Source organism: Azospirillum sp. TSO5 (genome assembly GCF_003116065.1).
Classification (GTDB): Bacteria; Pseudomonadota; Alphaproteobacteria; order Azospirillales; family Azospirillaceae; genus Azospirillum.
This window is the reverse complement of record NZ_LGQY01000030.1, coordinates 65,323-88,685: the sequence shown is the minus strand read 5'-3', so window position 1 is coordinate 88,685 and position 23,363 is coordinate 65,323. Positions and strand designations below refer to the sequence as shown.

The following is a 23,363-nucleotide window of genomic DNA, read 5'->3' as shown; positions in this document are numbered from 1 at the left end:
TCTGCGGCGGAATAGGGTAGGGGCCGGGGGTGGGGGCGGGCGGGATGGAGAATTCGAGCAGCGTGTCCAGCGGCGTCGGGACCAGGCTGGTGGACAGCGTCACATTGACGTGCGCAAGCTGGTGGTAGGCCCGCACCAGCGTGGCGATCAGCTCCCCCATCCGCTCGGACGACAGCGACGAGGGCTCCGACCAGTTCAGTGCCAGGCTGAGGACCCGGTCGCCGCCGGCCGCCGTCGCGAAGCTGTACGAGAAGCTCAGTCCCGGCCAGCCTTGCAGGCCGATCAGGGAGTCGGTCCATTGCAGCACCTGCCCGGCGATCGATCCGGCGTCGCTCCTGACCGGCAGCATGTTGCCGAACAGGTCCACCCACTTGGCCTGGGCGGAGAAGACGTTGCCGACGAACTGGTAGGGATCCGCGGCGAGCGACAATAGTTGCGGCAGGTCAGGGGACGGGATGGACGGCTGTGCCTGCACCGCCGTCGCCTCGACATGCTGCAGGATGCTGAAGGTGGCGCTGTGCCGGCTGGTTCCGTCGCTGGGGCCGCTGTTGGACTGGCTGACGATGACCGGGGTGGTGCCGCTGTAGATCGTCGTCGCGCCGTCCATCACCGTCGGGTAGAAGGCGACGAGGCTGAACAGGTTGTCGATGGTCGGCTGGTATGCGATGGCCGGGCTGGGCGGCGTTGTGCTGTTGGTCTGCCACATCCGCACCGAGCCGAGCGGAACCTGCCGCACCGTCTCGGTCAGGGCGGCGGCGGTGACCGACAGCGGATGAGCCGGCGCCTGGGTGGACGCGACGATCGCGGTGACGTAGGGGCGGACGGTCTCGGTGCCGTCGGCGGCGGTGGCGTGCGACAGCAATGCGACCAGGGTCAGATGCGCCACGCCGTGACCGTCGAACAGGCTCTGCGGGATCACCGCCGTCCCGTTCTGGTCCGGGACATACAGGATGAAACCGCGTTCCTGCTCCAACCCGGCGGCCAGCAGGGTCGCGATGAAGGCCGTGGGCTCGGGTGTGCCCGGCACCGCCTGCTGGGACTGATAGAGGATGGCGCCACCGCTTCCCACATCGACCTGCCGGGCCGCGACGGTCCGGGGCGACGATCCTGCTTCGGCTCCTGCGCTCTTGACCGGGACGGCCAGCGTCAGCGCCGTCAGCGACACCGGCGGGTTGGCGGCGCCGAGGTCGGCGTAGAGCGACTGCAACCGCTGGAGACCGGAGGCGGACACCGTGTGCACGGCATAGACCGGGGCGCCCGCCCGGCCGGCGGCAGGAAGGGTGCGGATGCTGAATTCCACCTGGACCGCCCATCCATAGGCGGAGGCCGCGACCGCGCCGCCGGTCGACGGGTCGGTGAGTGACACACCGGACAGCCCGCCGGCTGCCGCCAGCGCCTGCCGAAGGGCGGTCGGCAGCGGGCGCAGCACGGCGACGGAGCTGCCCACGGCCTGCGCCACGACCTGCGTGCCGGTGCCCAGGCGGTAGCGCCGCTGCACGGTAGCGGTCTCCGGCATCAGGCCGGCGGCCAGCGCCGGGCCCTCCGTCGGCGCCAGCCCGGCCCAGCCGCTGACGGTCTGGCCGGAATACACCACAGGCTGGGGATCGCTGGACGCCAGTACGATTTGCCCCGATCCGTCGGCCTTGATGTTCGGGAAGATCAGGCCGTAGCTGGACGGGGTGGGGGAGATGATGCTGACTGTCAGCGTTTCCTGGGCGTTGGGCGTAAAGGGGGCCGAGATCTGTCCGGTCGCGTTGTAGAGCGGCCCGCCGGCAAGCTGCTGCCCGTGCAGCATGAAGCGCGACACCATGCCGGCGATGTTGTCGGCGGCGTCGCCCAGTGCGGCGAAGAGGGCCGACACCGTCTGCGCCTCGGCGGTCGCCACCGTCTGGAGCGATCCCAGCGACGCCAGGGCGACCAGGATCAGATAGTCGCGCAGGACCGCCGGGGCCGGGCCGTCGGGCGCCGCGGCGACCGGCACGGCTTGCGGCTGGCCCTGAAGCAGCGAGGTGGAGGTGGTGGAGATCTGGCTGACGACCACCGCGCAGGTCGGCGGCAGGGGGAACGGCACGGTGGGAACCGGCTGTGTGCCGCCGCCCTGCGGAGCCGCCTGGAAGACGGACTGGAGGCCGAGCGCGAGATTCCCGGCGAAGAAGGCCTGGACATCGGACGCCGCCGGGACGGTCGGCGTCTTGCGCATTCCCTGCAGCGCGGTTTCCAACTGCTGGACCTGGGCCAGTGTCAGGGAGACGGCCGTCCGCGGATCGGCGGCGGCGGGCACCGAGCTGCCCAACACCGCCTGGGCGAACCACGCGACCACGAGCTGCGCGAAGTCGTCGAAGGTGGCGGCGGTGGTGGAGCTTCCCTGGTCGGGGCTGGCCGGCAGCGTGGTTTCCGCGACATAGACCCACTCCGCCGCCTGCTGGGCGTTCAGGGCCTGGCTCAGTACCGGCGTGACGCACAGCGCGATCGGCAGCCGGAAGCCGGCGAAGGGGGCGAAGGCTGGCGCGGAAGTCCCGCCGGCGGCAGCCGTACCGGTTGCGCCGCCGGCTGCCGGCACGCCGACCGCCGCCGCACCGATGGAGGACGCCGCGGGCCAGGGCAGGTTGGCTTGGGTCGATCCGATCGTCACCGTCTCGGCAAGGGAGGTGCTGAAGGCGAAGCTGTGCGAGATGTGGACGATGCCGAGGTTGATCGTCACCGACAGCGACACCGCCAACGTGGCGTCGATGGACACCGGGAAGGCATAGCCCGCGGTCGCAAGCACGTCGGCCGTCACAGACACGGCGACATCCAGGGACGCCGCGATCACCGTGAAATCGACGCTTCCCGTGACCTCGCCCTCGACCCCCACGGTGGCTTCGATGCACCAGTATTCCTGACTGCCGCCGGCGCCGCTGCCGCTCTGTGCCGTGTATTCGGCGAACACGCCCTGGAAGATGCCGGTCAGCGTCGCCGAAAGGCTGGCGGTCAGCGGCCCTTTCGACCAGCCCTCGTACAGGCCCAGCTTCAGCCCGATGCCGATCTCCGTCTCCGTGCTGAAGGAGCCGCCGGTGACCGTCGGAAGGTTGCTCGCCTGGCTGGGGCTCAGCCGTCCGAAATACAGGCCGCCATAGCCCTGGTAGGGCGGTGCGGCGATGCCGAAGGATTGCGAGAAGTCACCCCCGGTCGGGAAGCCGAGATCGACGTAGAATTCGCCGTCGGTGTAGAACCGCGCGGAAATCGACGGCAGCTGCAGCGAACACATGCCGACCTGCAGGTGTTGCAGGGCCGTCGGCGGGACAAGGACGCCCTGGTATTCGGCAAGCGTGCTGCTGATCGTGCTGTACTGGATTTCGGCCTGGAGCCCGGCGAGCTGGCTGAGATAGCCGGACCCGCCGCCGCCCTTGGCCGGGGATGCCGTGACGGTCACCTGGGCGCCATAGAGCCCGGAGGGCGTGCCGTCCAGGAAGACCAGTTGGATGTCCAGCTGCCCGCGCAGCAACAGGTCGAGCGCCACGGTCCATCCGGCGCCGGCATCGAAGCCGGGCAGGGTGCCGCCGCCGGTCTTCTGCAGCAGTGCCGACAGTGCGGTGATGGCGTCGGACACGGTGGCCGGGGCCGTGCCAAGCGTCATGTGCTGTCCGATGGCCAGAAGGTTGACCTGGAGATTGCCGGACGGCGTGCCGGGAAGCGCCGGCGCCGCGCCGGGCTGGGTCGGATCCCAGCTTGGCGAAGCGGTGCCGAGGAGGTCGCTGAAATCGCCCTGGACCGTCAGGGCGAAGCCCTTGCCCGACTGGTAACCCAGCGTGACGCCGGTGACCGACAGCCCGAGCAGCGAGGCGTTGTCGATCGTCAGCGTGATCTGCGCGGACTTGCTGCTGAAATTCACGCTGATCGACACCGACTCCAGCGGGATGGTGACGTCGCCGAAGAAGCTGCCCCACGGGTCCGGCAGGGCCGTCCCCTGATCGCCCGAGAACATCGCGATGAAGTCGTCGATCACCTGCGCCAGCGTGATCGGCGTCGCCTGCCCGGCGGCATAGGTCAGCGTCAGCGTCTCGGTGCCGGCAGTGTAGGTGCCGGTCAGCTTGCCGCCGAAGGCGCTGGCGTTCAGCGTGCTGCCCTGCGTGCCGCCGAACTGGTACTCCAGCGTCACCGCGAAGCCGTCGATGGTGGCATCGACCGTCACGCTGCCCTGCGTCGCCGGGGTGGCGCCGGACTGGTGGCTGAAGGTGAAGGCGGCGTCCAGCGTAACGCCGCCCAGCCCGGCCCAGGCCACGCCGACGCTGCCCGACAGCCCGAAAAGCGGAGCCGTGCCTGCCGTGTACTGGCAATCCAGCGTCAGGGTGCCGAGCGTCACCGCATCGGTGTCCAGCAGGGAGGAGGCGGGCGGCGACAGGCCGAGGATCGCCAGCAACTGCGTCAGCGTCAGCGTGGTGCCGGTCAGCCTCTGCGCCGCCAGCGTGGCCGGAACGTCGAGCGCGCCGGTGATGGTCCAAGTCGGCGTCAGCGGGCTGCCCGGCGTACGGGTGGCGACCACCGCCAGATCTGCGTCGAAGGCCAGTGATTTCTGCGATGCGGCAACCTCGACCAGGATGGTGCTGGCGACCGCAAGCGACAGCTGTCCGGAACCGATCTCCAGCGCGAGGGTGACGGACTGGATGGTGAAGCCGTCGGCATTCGCGGCGGGGGATGGCGGATCGACCAGCCCGACCTCCAGCATCAGCCCTTCGCTGAGGACGTCCAGTTCGAAATTGAAGATCTCCACCGCCATGGCGTCGAACAGCGTGGTGCTGATCCCCAGCGGCGTCAGGAAATCCGACGCGGGCAGCGGAGCGAAACTCGACGGCATCGCCGCTACGAGGTTCAGCTCCGGCACGAACAATGAGACGTTGAGCGCCGGTGCGCCCGTCTTGGCGCCGAGCGCCAGCGTGCCGTTCAGCACCATCGACAGCGTCGGCGACGCGGCGGGATTGGCGAGCGTCAGGTCGATGCTGGCGACGCTCACCGGCAGGCTGGAATCGCCGAACAGCGCGAAGGTCGGCGGCGTCACCAGTCCCAGCGACACGGCGACGGTCGCCAGCGAGTTGTCGGGCAGCAGCTCGTACGACACGCTGTCGAGCGTGAGTGCTGCGGTGAGCAGGTCGACGAGGTTCGTCAGTTGCGGCGGAACGAGGTCGAGAATCGAATGGCCGGCGAACAGCCCCGCAATCTGCTGAAATCCGACCGACTTCAGGCTGCTGACGTCCAGCGTCACCAGCGCATGGCTGTTTGGCGCGGTGTTGGCCGCCTGGATGTCGGCCAGCGTGAAGGTCGGCGGCTGTCCCGTGGTCACGGACTGGCAAACCGCCGCAGAAAGATTCGTGCCGGTCATGATTGCTGCTCCGCCCTCAAGTCAGGGTGATTTGCACGGGAATGTGATCGCTGACGAATATCCGATAGAAAACGGAGCAGATATTCTGCTGGTCATCATCGGAAACGGTGCCGTCCATCACATTGAGATATTTCGTGAGGACATCTGCCCAGTCGCCACCTTGAAGCGGTTGGAGGGGCAGCGGAAGTTGAGCTATGTAGCTTTGTTCATGGAAGAGAAGCTCCATGATGCCTTCATTTGAAATGAAGATTCTCGCAAGTGTCTGGTTGTTGCGCAGCGCGCTCACCGGGTCGAAGGTGCCGACCGTAGTCACGGCATCGCTGCCGAACGCATAATCTCGGCAGGTGTACAGATAGCTGGCGTCGTTGTAGGTCGCGTTGAAATAGTCCATGGGACGGACCATCGTCGGCGGCGAGGTGCCGTCGTTCTGGATCATCGTCTTGGTCAGCCCAGCGCCGGTTGCCACGGCGTTGGCCGACAGGTTGTTGAAATCCGTCTTCAGATTCAGATCGCCGGCGAAAACGCGAACTGGCTGGACCGGGTAGGCCCCGGTCACCGTCCGGTCGCAGAGGTCCTTGGCAACCAGGGCGGCGAGGGTCCCGGCGATGCAGCTGTTCAGATGCACCGGGGCGTGATAGGCGACGACCGGAACCGTGCCTCCACCGTAGGCGATGGAGATGACGGCGGGCCGGCGGGTGTTCGAACGGCTGAGAATCTTGCCGTCCTTCGTGTCGTCGCCAACGATGTTGGGAATGTTCGAATAGGGAAATCCGATGAATCCCTTACCCGGCGCGGTGTTGGTCCCTTTGAACTGGATGCCGAGCTGGTTTCCGTCGGGAACCCAGGTGAAGGTGTAGCCTTCGTTCGCCAGCGCGATCACATGTCCGGCGGTTTTCTCGTAATGGGTGGAGTTCTGGCCATAGGACTGATCGTAGTTCTTGGTCGTCGTTCCATCCAGATAGGTGACCGGCCCCAGCGTGGCCGAACCGCTTCGCCAAAGCACCGCATAACCTTCGTTGTTCGCGCTTTGCGAAAAGAAGAGGTCCGAGAAATCCGGGTAGTTGGCCTTTGCGTCGAAGACCGCGCCCTCGACGAGGTCGAAGTTCCAGTCGGTCTGGCCCAACTCCTTCAATAGCTCGATCACGACCGGCAGACGTTCGATGCCGTTCTTTCGCAACTCCTGCACCATCACGACCTGCGCGCCGGAGGCTTGAATGATGGCCGCGATCATCTGGTCGCGGATCATCCTGCACAAATTGTCCACCGGCGTGTTCGCGGTGAACTTCGCGCCGTACATCTCGATGTTCCAGACGAGTATGGTGAGCATGGCTGCGTCCTCGATCGGGAAATTACGATGCGGCGCGGGCGTAGCCGCCGAACCAGCCCAGCGTCGGCGCTCCCCCGGTTCCGGCGAAGCCGGCCAGGTAGAGGTCGACCGAGCCGGCGGTCGGGAAGGTCTTCGACAGGATGGTCAGTCCGATCTCGCCAAGGCGGAGGACATAGGCGCCGGCCTGCTGGCTGAGGCTCGCGCTCGCGGCGCCGATGGTCACGACGCCTTCGATGGTCAGGCCCAGCGGCATCCCCGCCGGCCCGATGAAGCGCACCCACAGGTCCAGCGAGCGCCCGTCTCCCCCCGACGAGGCCGGGGCCCAGGCCAGGAGGAAATCGGCTGACAGCACCGTGTTTCCGGCCAGCGAACCGCTGCCGCCGAGATCGAGGTCGAGGACCAGACCCAGCCAGGGCTTCGTGTAGTCGGGCGCCGTTCCGGCGGAGGGTGTGACCGTGACCTTCTGGTAGCCGAACGACGCCGGGCTGCCCGACGGCTGCACCAGCATCCCCTGCGCGCCGACCGGCATCGACGCGGCGAGGCTGCCAGCGCGGTAATAATTGCAGCCGTAGGCCGCCGCCAGGGGAAGGCCGGCGGCGGGCAGGGACGCGCCCGGCAGGGTGCCGAACTGGACCGCCGCCGGGTTCGCGTTGAAGGTCACCGGGCTGGCCGACCAGTCCATGGTGATGGGATAGCCGGAAAAGGCGATGGTGCCGTAGGACAGCAGGTCGAGCGCGCCGGACGGCGTCGTCGGGGGCGGCGGGGTGGTCAGCCATCCCGACAGGCTGAAGACCATCGACGTTGTCGTCGGCATGCTGGTCGTCACGCCGCTGACGACCATCGTGGAAATCCCGGCGCTGACCAGCGGAATGCTGGTGACGGAACCGGGGGGCGGGGCCAGCGCATAGGTGGTCGTGCCGCCGACGCTGTGCGCCGACCCGGACAGGGGAATGCTGCTGCCGGGCTGTCCGGCCGCATCGCCGAACAGGCTTTCGACCGTCAATGCGCCGGCGCTGGCGAAAGCGGTCATGGCGGAGTTCACGAAGGTCGCCTGCAGGCTGGTCGTCATCAGGGCGCCGGCGACGTTCGATCCGGCCGCCGGCTGCGGCGCCGGCCCGACCTTGGGCAGGGTGCAGGAGGCCGCATAGTCGATGAAACCGAACAGCGCGCTGTTCTGCGCGAACTGCTCGGCCGTGCCGGTTCCGGTGCCGGACAACTGCGTCGAGGACACGCCGATATGGTCGGCGTAGAGTGCCGGAACGCCGGTGGCGATCAGGATCGGCGTCAGGCTGGCGGCGCAGGCGGCGATGTCGACCTGGGGCTTCAGGACCAGCAGGCCCGACCAGGCCGGATCGTCCAGGATGTCGATCAGCGGCCCGTAGGCCGCCGGCCCCTTGCCGCCGTTCCACTTCGTCCGCACCGAGGCGACGTAATGGGACAGGTGCGCCGACAGCAGCGTGCCCGTCGGATCGAAGGCAGTGTCGTTGAAGGTGGCGTAGCCTGACCAGGACCCCGGCGTCGTGACCAGTTGCGACAGGGGCGAGCCGGCTGCCTTGAACAGCATAACGGTGCCGAAGGTGCCGCCGGCGATCTGGCAGGTCGTCGGCAGCGGGATGGTGAAGGCCCAGCCGTCCAGCCTCATCATCGCCGACAGGGTGGCCGATGCGGAGACGGCCGCGGACAGGCAGGTCATGACGACGAAGGGCTGCGGAGTCAGGAACGCATCGGCCAGCGCGGCCGGCAGGGCGCCGCCGCCAACCGCCTGGAATCCGACCGACACGGCGGTGTCCGGCCCCTGCTGCGCCGCGAGCGTCAGCGAGATCATCGCGCCGGTGGCCGGATTGAAGCCGGCGACGACGCCCTGAGGGGTGACCGCCGTCGATGCTCCACCCTGGAGGACCGGCGTGGCGGCAGAGGCCGCCGCGATGATCGCGGCGCGCCGCACCGAGAGGAAGCCGCTTTCAAGTCCCGGCAGGTCGCTTCCGGCAGGCGCAGCCGCGATGCCGGCGTAGGGCACCATCGGAACCGGCGAGCCGGTGCCGGGAAACCGTCCGGTGGCCAGCGTCGCCAGCCGGAGGACGGATGGGTTGGCGGAGCCGACGAACAGCGGGGCCGCCGCCGACTGCGCGTCCCAGGACAGCCCGACCCCGGTCGCGGAATCGGTCAGCGCGAGCCAAGCCGTGGTGCAGGGCGGTGGCCCGCCGCCAGTCCAGGCGCTGTAACCGGGCGTCCCGGTCGCCGCCGGAGCCGCACTTTGCCAGACGGTGGCCGGGCTGCCGGGGACGAAGGTGACCTGCGCGGTCGCGGTGAGGGCCGCAGTCTCCACACCGGACAAGCCGCACAGCAGCGCCGGAGCCGTGTCGGATCCGCTGGACAGCCCGAGGGCGAAGGTGCCGGTGGGCGTCCAGCGCAGGCTGCCGTCGGGGGCGCCGCCCAGGCTGAGCCCGCCGGTGCTGCCGTCCGCGGTCAGGGTCACCGGCGTTAGCAGCGTCGTGCGGAAGGTGGATGTCAGGGCCGGCGCACCCAACCCGAAGACGAAACGTCCCGTCGTCCCGCCGTTCGCCGCGCCCGGCGTCAGGAGGAGCGTGCCGGCGACGCTGGTGTGGGTGAAATCGACGCTCGGGTCGAACAGCGGATAGCTGTAGATCATGCCGCCATCGGACGGCGGTGCCGCCCCGGCGGTGGGCTGCGGCAGGACCGCGTAGGTGAAGCCGGCGGCGGTCTGCCCGAATTCGGCTTGCGAGGTGACGGTCATGGACAGGCTGCCCATCGTTCCTGCGGCCGAGGCATCAATGGCGAGCGCGATCTCGCTGGTCAGGAACAGACTGCCGCCGCTGCCGGTGGCGACGACCAGCTGACCGCCGGTCATCAGGAAGCCGCTGCCGGTCGCCGACAACTCGACCGGATCGCCGACATTCGACAGGGTGAGGCCGGTGCCATTGGCGCCGGGCGCGAGGAGGGCCGGCGTGGTGGTGGTCAGCGCCAGGGAATCGACGAAGCCGTCGAGGGAGGCGGTGAAGCGCAGCATCGGAACTGTGCCGATCGGAGGCGCGGGCAGGGCGCCCAGCGATCCGGCCCACAGGATCAGGCAGCCGGTGAAGCCGCTGACCGCCTGCATCTGCGCGACCAGAGACGCACCGAAGGCCTGCGCCGCCGCGCTGGCCGATGCGAACGGGCCGGGTGCCGCAAGCGCCAGCGGTTCCCCGAAGAAGACGATGGCAATGTTGAAGCCTGCTGCGCCGTTCGACGGGAAGGGGAGGCCGAGAAAATTGTCGAGGCCGCCGATGGCCGGTACTGTCGCCCCTATCGGGTGCAGCACGATGGCAAAGCCGCTGGACGCGCCGTTTTGCTCATCGAGCGCATAAACAGACAGTGAATTTTTCCCATCAGAAAGATCGCAGGCACCAAGTGCAGTCATGGTTGCCATGAGCCACCCCGATCTGTAAATAAATTGAAAATACTGTTGTGAAGCTCGTCTGACGGCCGAATGGCGGTGTATTTTTTAATTGTTATTCGATTATAGCTTTTATAGTGGGGACGTTTCTATATTTACTCTGGCGAGTTCTTACGAAAAGAGAGAGGAGGCAACTCAGCGTCTGCATAAATCTATAGATCGGCGCCTTTTTGGAATCAAGTGACGAAATGTATCTCCTAAATCGATATGTTTCTAAAAAATAACTCGTACTGCGAGTGTGGGTTGGGGGTGCGGCGATCGCCGACCAATGGCCGCGGTATCCTCATCTGCGCGGAGGCGGCCGGCAGCCGGCGCGACCATGTCATCGACCTGCTGGAGTTCGAGCGGTTGGCCGCTCCCAGCGCCATCAGTTGCTGCGCCGCTGCCTCAGTCATCTTCCGGAGCCCGCCGCCTGGAGGAGGCCAGCGTCAAGCACCGCATCGTCCGTGCGGGCGTCGAGGCTTCAATGAGGCCCGGGCGTTTCCGCCCGGGAAGGCCTTCAGCGCGCCGCGACCGTGCGGGCAGTCTTCGGTGCTTCAATGAGGCCCGGGCGTTTCCGCCCGGGAAGGCATGATCGACTATCTGAAGTCGGTCCAGGCCACGGCGCTTCAATGAGGCCCGGGCGTTTCCGCCCGGGAAGGCCGGCGGGATCGCCACTGCCACCCCACACAGCGACGCCGCGCTTCAATGAGGCCCGGGCGTTTCCGCCCGGGAAGGCGTCCAGAATGCGGCGCTTTGCCTCTAGCCGCTCATCGTCCGTGCTTCAATGAGGCCCGGGCGTTTCCGCCCGGGAAGGCTGGTACTCTGTACCCTCCTGATTTATCGCCGAAAATCGGCCTTGATTCGAGCGGTTCGCGGAAAGTCCATTGAGAACCGTTAATCACGGTTACCTTTCGTTCTTCACAAAGTCAAAAACCCTGCGAAATCAATGGTCGGACGCCGTGCGAGCGGGTCCCGGGATTTCGTGTGTGCCGGACCGCTCGCGCGGCATTCGGCAGTGCCGCAGTTTACACGCGTCTTGGGCGTCACACCACAACCGCTTCGCGCTTGATGCTCTCGAAGGGGCGGCCCAGGCTTTCCACGCGCGGGTCCACCGCGTCGGCCGGGCCGATGTCGATGATCAGGACGTGGTCCTCACTCGGCTTGATGATGCCGTCCAGCCGGGCGCCCAGTGCCGCGCGGCGGCGCGGGGTTAGGCGGCACTGGAAGACCGAGAACTGCAGCCAGCGCCCATAGGCCTCCATCGCCTTGAACACCCGCCGCCCGCGCTTTGGATCGCTGATGTCGTAGGTCACGATATACAGGCGCTCATTGCCGGCCATGCGAGCCTCCCTTCTTCCCGTGCAGGTCTCATCGCGGGCAATAATGTGGATAGCTGTCGATCTCGCCCAGCAGGTGCCGGGCGAACAGCCGGGCCTGCACGTGCAGCATGCGCCGCATGGAAATCTGGTAGCCGAAGGTCGGGTGCGATGCTTCCTGGTCCAGCCGGCGTTCGAAGGCGCGGATCAGCGTGCGCCGCCCGCCGGCCGTCAGGTTGCAGCCCGGCCCGGCGGTGATGAAGTCGGCCGGGGCCAGTTCGCCGTTGTTCAGCGCGGTCAAAACGGTGGAATCCGCCAGGATTGGCCGCAGCGGCTCCATGAAGTCCAGCGCCAGCGCCGGCCGGCCCGGGCGATCGGCATGGTAGAGTCCAGCCCAGGGGTCGAGGCCGGCGATCTCCAGCGCCGTGGCGCAGGTCCGCGTCAGCAGGGCGTAGCACAGCGACAGACAGGCGTTGACCGGATCGGCGGGCGGGCGGCGCGACCGCCGTTCGAAGGAAAAGGTGGGCAGGGTGGCCACCCTGTCGGTGAAAAGCGCGGGCAGGGCGCGGAAATACACTGCCGCCCCTTCGCCCTCCACACCCAGCAACTCGGGCAGACCGGCAGCCTTGGTGGCACGGTCGGCCAGCCGCTTCAGTGTCTCGGTGGCATGCTCGCGCTCGGCCTCGTTGCCGCGCCAGTTGCGGCGCATGATGGTGCGCTGGTTGCGCAGCTTGGCGCGAACCAGATCGCGCGCGAACAGCAGCCGGCGGAAGGCGTCGGCGCGGGCGGCATATTGACCTTCGCGGGCGTGGGCGCTGCGCGGGCCGCGCGCACCGGTGGTGGCGATGAACCAGAATCCGCTGCTCATCCAGGCGATGGGGATCTCCTCCTTGACCAGGGCGTGCAGCGCCGGGGTGGACAGCGACACCGGGCCGGCCAGCACCAGCTCCGATACCTCGCCGACGGGCACCTCGCGGTCGGGTTCGTTCTCGATCGAGATGACCAGCAGGTCGCCCTTCTTGCCGACGCGGGCGCCCGGTTGCTGGACGTAGAGGGGCAGAGCGGAGTCGGCGGCGGGCGGTGGCGTGCGCGGGGCGCCGCCGCTGCGGAACAGGTTGACCTCGTCGGGCAGGCAGATCGGCAGCAGCGAGCAGCGCGCGCATTTGCGGCTGTTGTCCAGCGGCGGCGGCACGCGCCGGGCCGCGGCGGCGAGCCGCAGGCCGGAGGCGGCCTCGCGGGTGCGGGCGCGGAGTTCCTCGTCGAAGACGACGGGGACGCGCTCGCGGCTGCCGGCGAACCACAGGAATCCCTCACCAACGCGATAGCCGTTGTCCTCCAGCACCAGCGCCTGGACACACAGCTGCACGCGCTCCGGCTCGTAGGCGCCGCCTTCGACGTGGGGGCGCTTGCCCTTCTTGAAATCAATGGGAGTGACGACGCCGTCCTCGCCCTCGATGACGTCCATCTTGGCGACCAACCCCAGACGGTCGGACGCGAGTTCGATCGAGCGCACTTCGAAGGGTGGGGCGCTGTCGGCCTCCTCCGGCGGGGGCAGAGTGCCTCGGCCGGCATCGACGCGGGCATGCGCGCGCTTGCCCTCCTCGGTGTCGGCATTGGCCGCCCAGGCGCCCTCCACCCATTCCAGATAGGCCAGCCGCGGGCAATAGGCCCACTCGTTCACCATGCGCGCCGGCACCAGCAGGTCCGGGTCGGTTTCCGGTGGGGCGGGGAGGGGCAGGGTCAACTGGTCGGTCATGGTCGTAACTCCGGTTTTAGGCAACTCCCGCTTCAGGCCGCCACAGCCACGCGTGCCTGGATGGTCGTGTGCATCCGATCCGTCAGGCCGCCGGGGATGACGTAATGGAAATGGCGCTGCCGCCGGTCGGGTTTCGGCTGCGGCCGGCGCGGCTTGCGGCGCTTCGCCGGCGCCTCGCCCGCGCCACCGTGCAGGGCGAACCGAAGCTGGTCCGGAGCGAAGTGGAAGCGGAACTGGCGCGGATCGTCCTGGATGGCCACCCGTTTCAGGTTCAGCGCGAGCAGGCGGCGCAGCACCTCCTCGTCCGCGAGGTCCGCCGGCCAGCCGTAGGCATCGGCCACCGCGGCATCGAGGTCCCGGTGCGCCATGCGCAACCAGTCCGGCGGGTCGTTGTAAAGGTTGGTCAGCGTGCGTTTCTTCAGAATGGCGGCGGCCTTTGCATCGCGCGGGATGACCCGCTCGGGAAAGCCCGGCACCACCTTGGGCGCCCTGTCTACAAGGTCGGGCGGGTTCAGCCACGCATCGCGCAGTTCGTTCAGCCTCCGCGCCGCCTCGGCGATGACCCGCGCGCGGGGTTCGTCGGCGTAGGACGAAGCCGGATGGTCGGGCGTCAATCCGGTGGGGAAGGGGAAGGTTTCGAAGGTCGTGGAGGGCGTGTAGCGGGGATCGTTGCCTATGCCGAGCCATGTGCATAGCCTCAGCGCCCACAGTTCGTGAAAGCGGCTGTGCAGGATGCCGAACGTCGTGTCGTCGTCGCGCGTGATGGCGACGATCTGACAATCGGGCAGGATCGCACCCTCCACCCAAGCGAACAGCCGGTGTTTGGCGACGCGTGGTGTTGCAATGTACCGGGAGCATTGGGCCAGGGATTGGCGAAGATCATGGATGGCCCGCGCATGCAGCCACCACAGCCGGCGTTCCATCGGGTTCCGGACCATGCTGCGGGCCGGCTTGACGTTGGTGACGACGTGCTTGAACGGTCCCGCGAAAAGCGCCGCCTCGTGCTCGGGCATGCTCGGACCGAAATCGACGATCCACAGACCGCGCGGGCGCCGCGTCACATCCAACCCGTTGATCCAAGGCTTCACCACGTCCGCATTCGGCCGTCCGTTCGGATTGAGCGGCTCGCTCAACCACTCGCGGGCTGTTGCCGCGTCCGCTTCGAATCGCCCTTTCTTCGTTGAGCCGATATGGGCGATCCGGCGGTTCTCGTTCAGCCGCTTCGCCGTGGTCAGATCCGCCCCGCCGCCGGTCAGGTCAGCGAAGATTTCCGTCACCTCGCGGCCGTCCAGGCGGGGCGTTTCATTCATCCCCTTCGGCCCGAAGCAGACCAGTGAGACACGCACCGCCGCACCGTCCAGTTCCCAGGGTTCGTCGGGCCAAGCCTCGAAGATGGTGCCGGTCTTGCTGACGCGGTCGAGCACCGCGCGGTTGGCGCCGCCACGGATGGAGTTCGTGGACACCAACCCCGCGCGTTTGGCGGTGCCGTCGGCGATCATGGCGCGCGCCTTTTCGAACCAGTAGCAGACGAGGTCGGCGGCATCCGGCACCCGTCCCGCATAGACAGACCGAATGCGCGCCGTTTCGGACTCGCCCAGCACCCGCAGCATCGCCTTGTTGCCGAGAAAGGGTGGATTGCCGACGATCGCGTCGGCCGGCGGCCAGGGCGTTTCGCCGCTGCTCTCCGTCACCAGCGCGTTACCGTGCTCGACCGTTTTCAGCGGCTTCAGCACCGGATCCTTCGGCGGGGCCAGGCCACGACGGTGGCGCCACTGGATCTCGCCGATCCACACCGACACGCGGGCCAGTTCCAGCGCCAGCGGGTTGATCTCGATGCCCCTCACCGCCTCCGGCCCGATCAGGGCGAAGGCGCTGCCGAAGCCCATCGCCTCGCCCTCGACCAGCACGGCGTGTTCCAGATCCTTCAGCGCCATCAGCGCGAGATACAGGAAATTGCCCGACCCGCAGGCCGGATCCAGCACGCGAAAGGTCCTCAGCCGTTCCAGGAATTCGTGGAAGGCCTTCTCCGCCCGGCGCCGCGCCCTTTGCCGGGCGGTGGGGGTGCCGGTGCGCGCCGATTCCAGATGGGCGAGGATGGCCGTCCGGGCCAGCTCCCAATCGCGGCGGAGCGGACGGACGACCACCGGTTCGATCAACCGTTCGATGATCGCCGCCGGGGTGTAGTAGACCCCGACCGCGCCGTGCGACTGCCCGTGCGCGTCGCGCTGTTCGATGGCGCGGGCCAGTTCGCCACGGCGCTCCGGAGTCAGGCCGCGCTCGAACAGCGTGCCCATGATCGACGGGTCGATGTCCGACCAGTCGAGCGCCGCCTCCTCCTGCACGGCAACGATGTCACCGGACTCAAGCGGCAGGGCGGTGGCGTCGTTGAACAGGCCGCCGTTGAACCACTGCACCTCCTCGAAGCCGACCTCGCCTCCGGTGCGCATCGCCTCGAACAACTCGGCCGCCTTGGCGGCGAAGCGCTCCGGCCGATGGACGGTGTTGTCCAGCAGGCGCGAGAACAGCCGGTCACGCAGCAGGCCGACGCTCTCCGCGAACATGCAGAAGATCAGGCGGATCAGGAAATGCGCCACGTCTCCCGAAGGATGCCCCCGGCGCTCCAGCCGTGCGGAGAGGGCGGCGAAGCGGGCGGCGACCTCCTCGGTCAGGGCTTGCCGCGTGCGCGCCGGCTTCAACCGGTCGGGATCGCTGAAGGCCCATTTCAGGATCAGCCGCTTGTCCGGGTCGATCAGGTCGGCCGCGTCGATCTCATGCACCTGCGAGACCACATAGGTCCAGTTCGTGTGGATCCGGAAGCGCCGCAGGTCGGACACGATCAGCAGCGGCGGATTGCCCAGCGCCGGGGCATAGCGCTGCAACTGGGCGAAGGCCTTGCCGAGATCCTCGCCGGGACTCTTGTACTCCCAGGCGAAGCGATCCTTGCGCCACACGTCGGCCCAGCCGGGCCGCCCGTCCGCCTGCGCCACCCGCCGTTCGAAGCAGTAGGCCGTGCCGCTCGGATCAACCTGCGTCGGTGTGGGTTCGTCGAGAAGACGGCAAAGATCGCAGAAGTGTTCATGCGCCGCCTGACTTTCTGTCAGAGTCGTCGTGCGCCATTTGCGAACAAATGATTCGGCATGCATCGGGGTATCCGTGAGAAAACGAATACGATTGCATGCCGTTTGATCGACATGCCTCCGAGTATCCATTCAGAATTGTTTACGTATCGTTACTTTAGGGGTTTCTATCTTAAAATTCTGATGTGAGTTCCAATGCTGCTCGTGGAACCACACTTTGCGATAAGACTACGAAGGGTTGCTTTATGCGACCAGAAACCGCATTGCACGTTGGATTCATGGGCTTCTATGCTCGTGCAGATGAATATCCAGAACCTTTCATCGAATTTCTTTGATGCCTTCCGCGCCCTAAACGGCGCCTCGCCTTTCCCTTGGCAGGAGGAGGCGTTTCGTCGGCTGACCAATGGCGAGCCCTTGGGGCCGGTCGACGTGCCGACGGGGCTCGGCAAGACGGCGATCATCACCGTGTGGCTGCTGGCGCTGGCTTGGCACCGGCTTGGACGGGGGGTAGCCGTTGCGAGCCGCCTCGTCTATGTCGTCAACCGCCGTGCCGTGGTCGATCAGGCGACGGACGAGGTGGAACGGCTGCGCGAAAAGCTGTGCGACAGCGACAATCCGGTCATCCGCGACCTGTGTGCCGCGCTTGGGCTTGCGTCGGGCAAGGACCTGTTGGTGTCCACCCTGCGCGGCCAGAAGGCTGAGAATCGCGATTGGCTGACCGACCCGGTCCGTCCGGCCATCGTCGTCGGTACCGTCGATATGATCGGCAGCCGACTGCTGTTTTCCGCCTACCGCTCCAACCGCTGGCTGCGCCCCCTCTACGCGGGCCTGATCGGGCAGGACGCCATGGTGATCCATGACGAGGCGCATCTGGAACCGGCCTTCGACGCGCTGGTCCGCTCCGTCGCGGCCATGCAGCAGGAGACTGGAGGCGGTGCCCTGGGCAAGCCGTTGCGCGTGCTGTCCCTGTCCGCCACACAGCGCGGCGAGGATACGCAGACGCCCCCTCTGTTCGACGTGAACGCCCACCTTGCCGGGGAGGCCAAGCAACGACTGGAAGCCAAGCGGACCCTGAATCTCCGGGAGGTCAAGCCCGCCGATCTTGCCGAGGAGATGGCCGCGCACGCCCTGTCGCTGGGCGATGCGGCGGGGGTGCGCGGCATCATCGTTTTCGCCAACCGGCCGGACACCGCGATGACTGTCGCGGCGAAGCTTCGCGACTCCGTCGGGGATGCGCGGGTTGCGGTGCTGACCGGACGGATGCGCGGGTTCGAGCGTGACCTGCTGGTGAAGTCGCCGATCTTCCGCGCCCTCTGCGCAAAGGACCCGGATACGCTGCCGGACGGAGCGGCCTATCTCGTCGCCACCTCCGCTGGCGAAGTCGGCATCGACCTGGACGCCACCCACCTCGTCACCGAATTGGCGCCGCTCGACGCCATGGCCCAGCGCTTCGGCCGGGGCAACCGGCGGGGCACCGGCGCCGCGACCCTGGCCGTGCTGTGGAGCACCGCGCACACCGATCCCAAGACGCCGCTGGGCGAGCAGCGGGCGCGCACGCTGGACCTGCTGACGGTCATCGTGGAGGACGGCGGCGGCGACGCCTCGCCCCTGCGCATGGCGCCCCGTCTGAAGACGGCGGAGGCGCGGCTCGCCATGACCCCGGCGCCCGCCATCCTGCCGCTGACCCCACCGCTGGTGGAAAGCTGGAGCCAGACCAGCCTGCCCGACCGCGACCGCCCCGACCGGCCGGAGATCGCCCCCTGGCTGCACGGGCTGGAGGAAGGGGAAGAGCCCGACGTGATGCTGGTCTGGCGCGCCGAGGTGGCCTGCCTGACCGACCCGGCCAACAGGCTGGCCGCGCGTTCGCTGGAGCGCGCCGTCGAGGCCATGCGGCTGTCCCCGCGTGAACGGCTCCGCCTGCCGATTTCCGTTGCGCGCGACGCCCTGACCCGTCTGACGCGGCGTTTGAAAGGGGACGAGAAAGCATCGCGCATCCTGCTGTCGGCGCCCCGCCAGTCGCCGGAGGTGCGCGTGGCCGCGCTGGGCGATCTGGACTGGAAGCGCGACCTGCCGCCCGGCGCCACGCTGTTCCTGCCGCTCCAGGCCGGCGGGTTGGGCCGGGACGGGCACCTCGATCCCGCCGCCGCTCCGCTGGAGCCCGGACACCTGGACGTCGCCGACCCGGACGGGCCGGAGGAACGCGCCGTCGCCGATTTGAGCGAACTGCGCGTGCTGGTGGACGCCGCGGGCGTTATCGTGGGGGTGCTGTCGCCGCAGTCGGCGGAGAAGACCAAGGCCATCAAGGGCAAACCGCTGAAGGACGCGACCACCGGCCTCCGCCCCCTGCTCCGCGTGCCGCTGAAACCGCGGGGAGAGGGCGTGTCGGACGGCGAGGACGAGTCCTCCCCGCGGGCGCTCGTCTATCTGGCCCGGCCACCCGATGCCGTGCAGGAGTCCTCCTCGATCTCCCAGGTGCCGGTGCCGCTGGACACGCACTGCAAGGCCGTCGGCGAGCGGGCGCGGGCGTTCGCGACGCGGCTCGGTCTGCCGGAGACGCTGTGCGACGCCCTCGCCCTGGCCGGGGAATGGCATGACGAGGGCAAGGCGCGCCCGGTCTGGCAGCGTGCCGTCGGCAACACCGACCCCGATCCGGCGCGCGCCTGGGCCAAATCGGGCGGTACGGAGCGAACCGAGACGCTCGGCGGTTTCCGGCACGAGTTGGCGTCCCTGTTGAAGGCGGAGGATGACGGCACGCTGGCCGACCATCCCGAACGCGACCTGATCCTGCACCTGATCGCCACGCATCACGGGCGTGGGCGCCCCTGGTTCGACAGCGATGCCTACGAGAAGGGCGGGAACATGAGCCTTTCCCGGCACGAAGAGTCCGATGCCGCGCAGGCTCTGCGCTTCCACCGGCTGCAACGCCGCTTCGGCCCCTGGGGGCTGGCGTGGCTGGAGGCGGTGCTGCGCGCGGCGGACTGGTCGGTGTCGCGCGAACAATCCGGGAATTGTGCGCCATGACCCGTCTCTCGACCCCAATTGCCATCGATCCGCGCAACCCCGGACAGGTCTTCGCCGCCCTCGGCCTGCTGGAGTTGCTGGACCGCATCGCGCCGCACACCGAGCCCTCCGGGCGTTTCGACCTGACGGGGGCTCCCGCCTTCGTGATCGAGCAGACCGGCAACGCCCATCCGGTGCGGCTGGTGCTCGACGCCCTCCGGGACGCGCGGGTGGAGCCGGCCCCGCCCGCCGGGGAGGAGGCCACGGCCCCGCTCGACCTTCATCTCGGGGGCGGTGCCGTCGTCCGGCTCGACCTGTGGGCCAATCTGGACAGCCGCATCAGGGTGAAGACCTGGGCCGGGCAGCAGACTTCCCGTATCATCACGGACGCCCTGCTCGACGTGTTCCGCCGAGGCGCCTTTTCGATACCGGACGAGGCCCTGTCCGCTCCGTTCGACGCCGGGCTGCCGATGACCGGGCGGTTCGGCTTCGATCCGCGCTCCGCCTGGACCGCGCTCGATGCCGGCTACTCCCCCAACGAGCAGGGCGATGCGGTGCGGACCTATCCTCTGGTCGAACTGCTGGCCGCCGTCGGCCTGCAGGAGGCCAGACCATGCCGCCTGCCCGGCGGGGCGTTGCGCTACACGCTGTTCGCCCGCCCGCTCCCCGCTCCGCTCGCCCGCGCCGCCCTGGTGGGAAGTTTCGACCGGCGCGGCGGCGTTCCCTACCGCTTCCCGCTCGCCAAGCGCGGCAGCTATCTCTTCTTCGAACAGGCCCGAGAGGATTCCCTGCCATGACCGACGCCCTCGCGTTTTCCGAAGACCTCGCCCGGAGTTGGCTGGCGAGCGGTCCCGACGCCCCATCCGCGCTGGTCTACCGCGAGTTCCTGGCCCCCGCGGAAGGGCGCGGGGAGCCTTTCTTCCCGCCGACCTTCGCCGGGGAGGAGGGCGGATCGGGCTACAACATCGACCCGCTGTCGGACGGTTCGCGCGTGGCGCTGGTGGACAGCCACGGCGCGCAGGCCAACCGGATCGAACCGCTTTTCAAGGACCAGCCGCTCGCCGCGCTGGTGCCCAAGGTGACGGTGACCGCCGGCGACAAGACCGTCGACCTGCTGGACGCCGGGCACCGGGCGGCGGACGCCGTCGTGCGCTTCTCCTCGCTGGCCGGCTCCCTGAGCGATGCGTTCCGGGCGTGGCGCGACAGGGCGGACGCCCGCCCGCTGGCGAAGATCGCGCCAACCTCGCTGGTTTTCGGGGCATGGGACAGCCGCGACACCCAGGCGAAGCTGCCACGCATCCTGTCGGCGGTGGTCCGCGCATACGATGTGGAGGTGCTGACCCGCTCGGCCCAGTACATCCCGGCGCTCGATTACGTGGCGGCCGGCGCGGTGGACGAGCCGCAGGACAAGAAGGAACGCGACCGGCTGGCCGAATGGGGCCTGAACCCCGTGCCGTCGACCGGAACCCACGGCGGCGTGATCGCCCGTGGAGACATCGTGCGCACGGTCAGCGTCAACCTCGCCGCGCTGCGCCGCCTGCGCGCGGGGAGCGGCGATGCGGAGGAGGGCGAGTCCCTGCGCCTCTACCTCCTCGGGCTGGCGCTCGCCGCCGGCACGGTACCGCTCGACGGCTGGTACCGCCAGGGCTGCCAACTCGTCCGCGACACCACCCCGCGTGAGGAGCCGAACGCCGTCTGGCAGGCGGTCCATCCCGATGGCACCCGCCGGACGCTCGACCTCGCGCCCACGACGGTGCTCGCCTTCGCCACGGCGGCGGCCGGGCGGTTCGGTGTCGGCGAATCCGTGCACGCCGAGTTCAGCGGGGCAAAGGCTCGGGAGAAGATGGGCGAGGACAAGAAAGCGAAGAAGGGGCGGGCCTGATGTCCGCCGGAGCCGAGCGCGGCCTCTGGCTGTCGGTCACCGTGCGCTTCCTGCATGGTCGCTTCCATGGCCAGGGCGACCAGGGGCGGCGGGAATGGCCGCCGTCACCCGCGCGCCTGTTCCAGGCGCTGGTCGCCGCCGCCGCGGCCCTGCCGGAGGAGGAGAAGCCGGGCGCCGCGCAAGCCCTGCTGTGGCTGGAGGGCCTGCCGGCGCCGACGATCGAGGCGCCGCCCGTGCTGTCGGGCAACGCCTATGCGCTGGCCGTGCCAAACAACGACGGCGACCTGCCGGCGACGGCCTGGGCCAAGGGGCAGCAGCCGAAGGACCAGCAGAAGCCCGAAGCGCTGCGCACGCTGAAGCCCGTGCGCGCGAGCCTGGTGGAAGATGCGCCGGTGGTTTACCGCTGGGCGATGGACCCGGCCGACGCGGAACCGGCGAACGCGATCGCCGCGCTGGCGCGCTCGGTGACGGCGCTGGGCTGGGGGGTGGATGCCGTTGCGGCGGACGGGGCGGTCGTTGACGATCCGCCGGACTGCAGGGCCCTGTGGATGCCAGGGGCGGGGTCCGTGCCGCTGCGGGTGCCGGCGCCGGGCTTCCTGCGGGCCTTGGACGAGCGGCACGCGGCCTTCCAATCCCGGCTCGACCGCCGGGGCCGGGCGATGAGCAGCCCGCCACCCGTCACCGGTTTCGCCATCATGCCCTACGCGGCGCCGGGCGAGGCCAAGGGGGTGCCTTGGCTGGCCTACCGTCTCACCGACGGCGGGGACGGGTTCGTCATGGTGCCCGAGGCGAAATTGCCTCGCCTGATCGATGTGGTTCGGGAGCGGCTGAAGCGCGTGCTGGGTGAGATCCCGTCGGCATTGGTGACGCTCTGCCCTCTGCCTTCGCTCGGGCACCGGCATGCGGACGGCGCCGTCCGGCGCCTGCTGGCCGTTCTGCCGCCCGACGCCGGTGGCCGGAAGCTGGAGGAACTGGACTTCGCGCTCGACTGCGCCTTGCTGGAGGTGGACGGGCGCTCCCTGGTGCTGGCGCGGGATGAGCCGGAGGACAGCCCGTTCCTTGGCGCCTCGATCGCGCCCGAAGGCGGGTCACCGGCCACGGGGCTGCTGTGGCGCAGCGTCGTCGCCCTGCGGCCGGGGGTGGGCAAGGCCACGCTCGGCACCATCGAAGCGGCCGTGCTGCGCGCGGCCTCGGCGGCAGGAATCTCCCCTGACCGCATCACCGATTTCCGCGCCTCCCGCCCGGCGCCCTGGCCGCACCGCCCTGCCGCCGGCGCGGGGGCGCTTCATGTCGAACTCGAACTGGACGCGACGCATGTCGGCCCGCTGGTCCTGCCGTCGCCGCATGTGGTCGGCGAGGGAGGGCTTCCGGCGCTGATGGCGACGGCGCCGCTGCCGACCATGGCGCGCTTCGTCCTCGCAGGCCGCGACCGGCCCCCGGTGGAGGACACGGCCCTGGTCACCGGGCGGTTCCGGCAGGCGGCGCTGGCGATGTGGGGGCATCGCCCCGGACTGGTCCCGCCGACGCTGAGCGGCCATGACGCCGCCGGCCGTCCCTTGGCCGATCCGACTCATTCCCATGCCTTCTGGCTGGCCGAGGATTACGATGGCGACGGGCGCATCGACCATCTGGTCGCTTACGCCCGTCACGGTTTCCCGGCGCCCGTGCGTGCGGCGCTCGACCGGCTGACGCGCCTGTGGCTGGCGGATGGGCGGGAATGGCGGGTCGCGCTCGAGGGATTCGGCGGGCCGGCGGACTTTCCCGACTGCGGCCTTTGTGGCTGGGGGAGGGATTGGGCCAGCCTGACGCCCTGGTATGCCCCATGGCACGCCAAGCGGCGCCTCGACGCCGAGGCGATGATCCGCAAGGAACTCGTCCTGCGCGGCCTCATCCGGGCGGACCAAGCCGATGCCGTCCGGGTCAAGCCGCACGACGCCCGCGCGGTGCCGGCGGCCGGCCATACCGTTGCGCGGTTTCACCGCCGTCGGACGCGTGTCGGGGCGCCGGGGCAGTGGCTGCGGATCATGCTGCCGGTGGCTCTGAACGGCCCGCTGGCGCTGGGAGCCGACTGCCATTTCGGACTTGGCCTGTTCGGCCCGGAGGACGCCGCCAAGGAGTGAGCGGCCCGCCATGCAGCACCCGTCCTGAAAGTGGCGGAAGGTCGAACGCCACCATGCGTCACGACAGAGCATGAGATTTTGTTCAACTTTTTG

Annotated in this window: 10 protein-coding genes and 1 CRISPR repeat array; of the genes, 4 read left to right on the top strand and 6 right to left on the bottom strand. The window is 68.8% G+C overall.

The window, feature by feature from the left end; translation table 11 throughout:
- The 6 genes from TSO5_RS09085 to TSO5_RS09060 all read right to left on the bottom strand — a co-directional run.
- Positions 1 to 5,356: hypothetical protein (locus tag TSO5_RS09085; RefSeq protein WP_146203715.1), on the bottom strand; the 5,356-nt coding region annotated here is incomplete at its 3' end.
- 16 nt (positions 5,357 to 5,372) lie between these two features.
- Positions 5,373 to 6,683, bottom strand: a complete 1,311-nt coding sequence (locus TSO5_RS09080; RefSeq protein WP_109151280.1) for a hypothetical protein — start codon at positions 6,681 to 6,683, stop codon at positions 5,373 to 5,375.
- Positions 6,684 to 6,705: 22 nt separating this feature from the next.
- Positions 6,706 to 10,002: a hypothetical protein gene (locus TSO5_RS09075; RefSeq protein WP_109151279.1), complete on the bottom strand. Its 3,297-nt coding sequence runs from the start codon at positions 10,000 to 10,002 to the stop codon at positions 6,706 to 6,708.
- 595 nt (positions 10,003 to 10,597) lie between these two features.
- A CRISPR array of direct repeats spans positions 10,598 to 10,934; the repeat unit is 37 nt; unit sequence GCTTCAATGAGGCCCGGGCGTTTCCGCCCGGGAAGGC.
- Positions 10,935 to 11,162: 228 nt separating this feature from the next.
- Complete coding sequence (gene cas2, locus TSO5_RS09070) at positions 11,163 to 11,459, bottom strand: CRISPR-associated endonuclease Cas2 (protein ID WP_109151278.1); 297 nt, start codon at positions 11,457 to 11,459, stop codon at positions 11,163 to 11,165.
- Between the two features lie 28 nt (positions 11,460 to 11,487).
- The gene (gene cas1 / locus TSO5_RS09065; protein ID WP_109151277.1) at positions 11,488 to 13,191 is read right to left on the bottom strand and encodes a CRISPR-associated endonuclease Cas1; all 1,704 of its coding nucleotides are present in this window, start codon (positions 13,189 to 13,191) and stop codon (positions 11,488 to 11,490) included.
- Positions 13,192 to 13,223: 32 nt separating this feature from the next.
- Positions 13,224 to 16,334, bottom strand: coding sequence for a class I SAM-dependent DNA methyltransferase (locus TSO5_RS09060; protein WP_199230835.1), 3,111 nt, complete (start codon positions 16,332 to 16,334; stop codon positions 13,224 to 13,226).
- Between the two features lie 129 nt (positions 16,335 to 16,463).
- Here TSO5_RS09060 and cas3u point away from each other — a divergent pair, with 129 nt between their 5' ends.
- The 4 genes from cas3u to csb2 are packed head-to-tail and all read left to right on the top strand — an operon-like array spanning position 16,464 to position 23,270.
- A complete protein-coding gene (gene cas3u / locus TSO5_RS09055) occupies positions 16,464 to 19,289 on the top strand; it encodes a type I-U CRISPR-associated helicase/endonuclease Cas3 (RefSeq protein ID WP_109151276.1) in 2,826 nt (941 codons plus the stop codon).
- Positions 19,286 to 20,065: a hypothetical protein gene (locus TSO5_RS09050; protein WP_109151275.1), complete on the top strand. Its 780-nt coding sequence runs from the start codon at positions 19,286 to 19,288 to the stop codon at positions 20,063 to 20,065. Before cas3u ends, TSO5_RS09050 begins: the two co-directional genes overlap by 4 nt.
- Entirely contained in the window at positions 20,062 to 21,150 is a 1,089-nt protein-coding gene (gene cas7u / locus TSO5_RS09045; RefSeq protein ID WP_109151274.1) for a type I-U CRISPR-associated RAMP protein Csb1/Cas7u, read from the top strand. Before TSO5_RS09050 ends, cas7u begins: the two co-directional genes overlap by 4 nt.
- Positions 21,150 to 23,270 (top strand): type I-U CRISPR-associated protein Csb2, encoded by a 2,121-nt coding sequence (csb2, locus tag TSO5_RS09040; RefSeq protein WP_109151273.1) that lies wholly within the window; start codon positions 21,150 to 21,152, stop codon positions 23,268 to 23,270. Before cas7u ends, csb2 begins: the two co-directional genes overlap by 1 nt.
- Positions 23,271 to 23,363 lie beyond the last annotated feature (93 nt).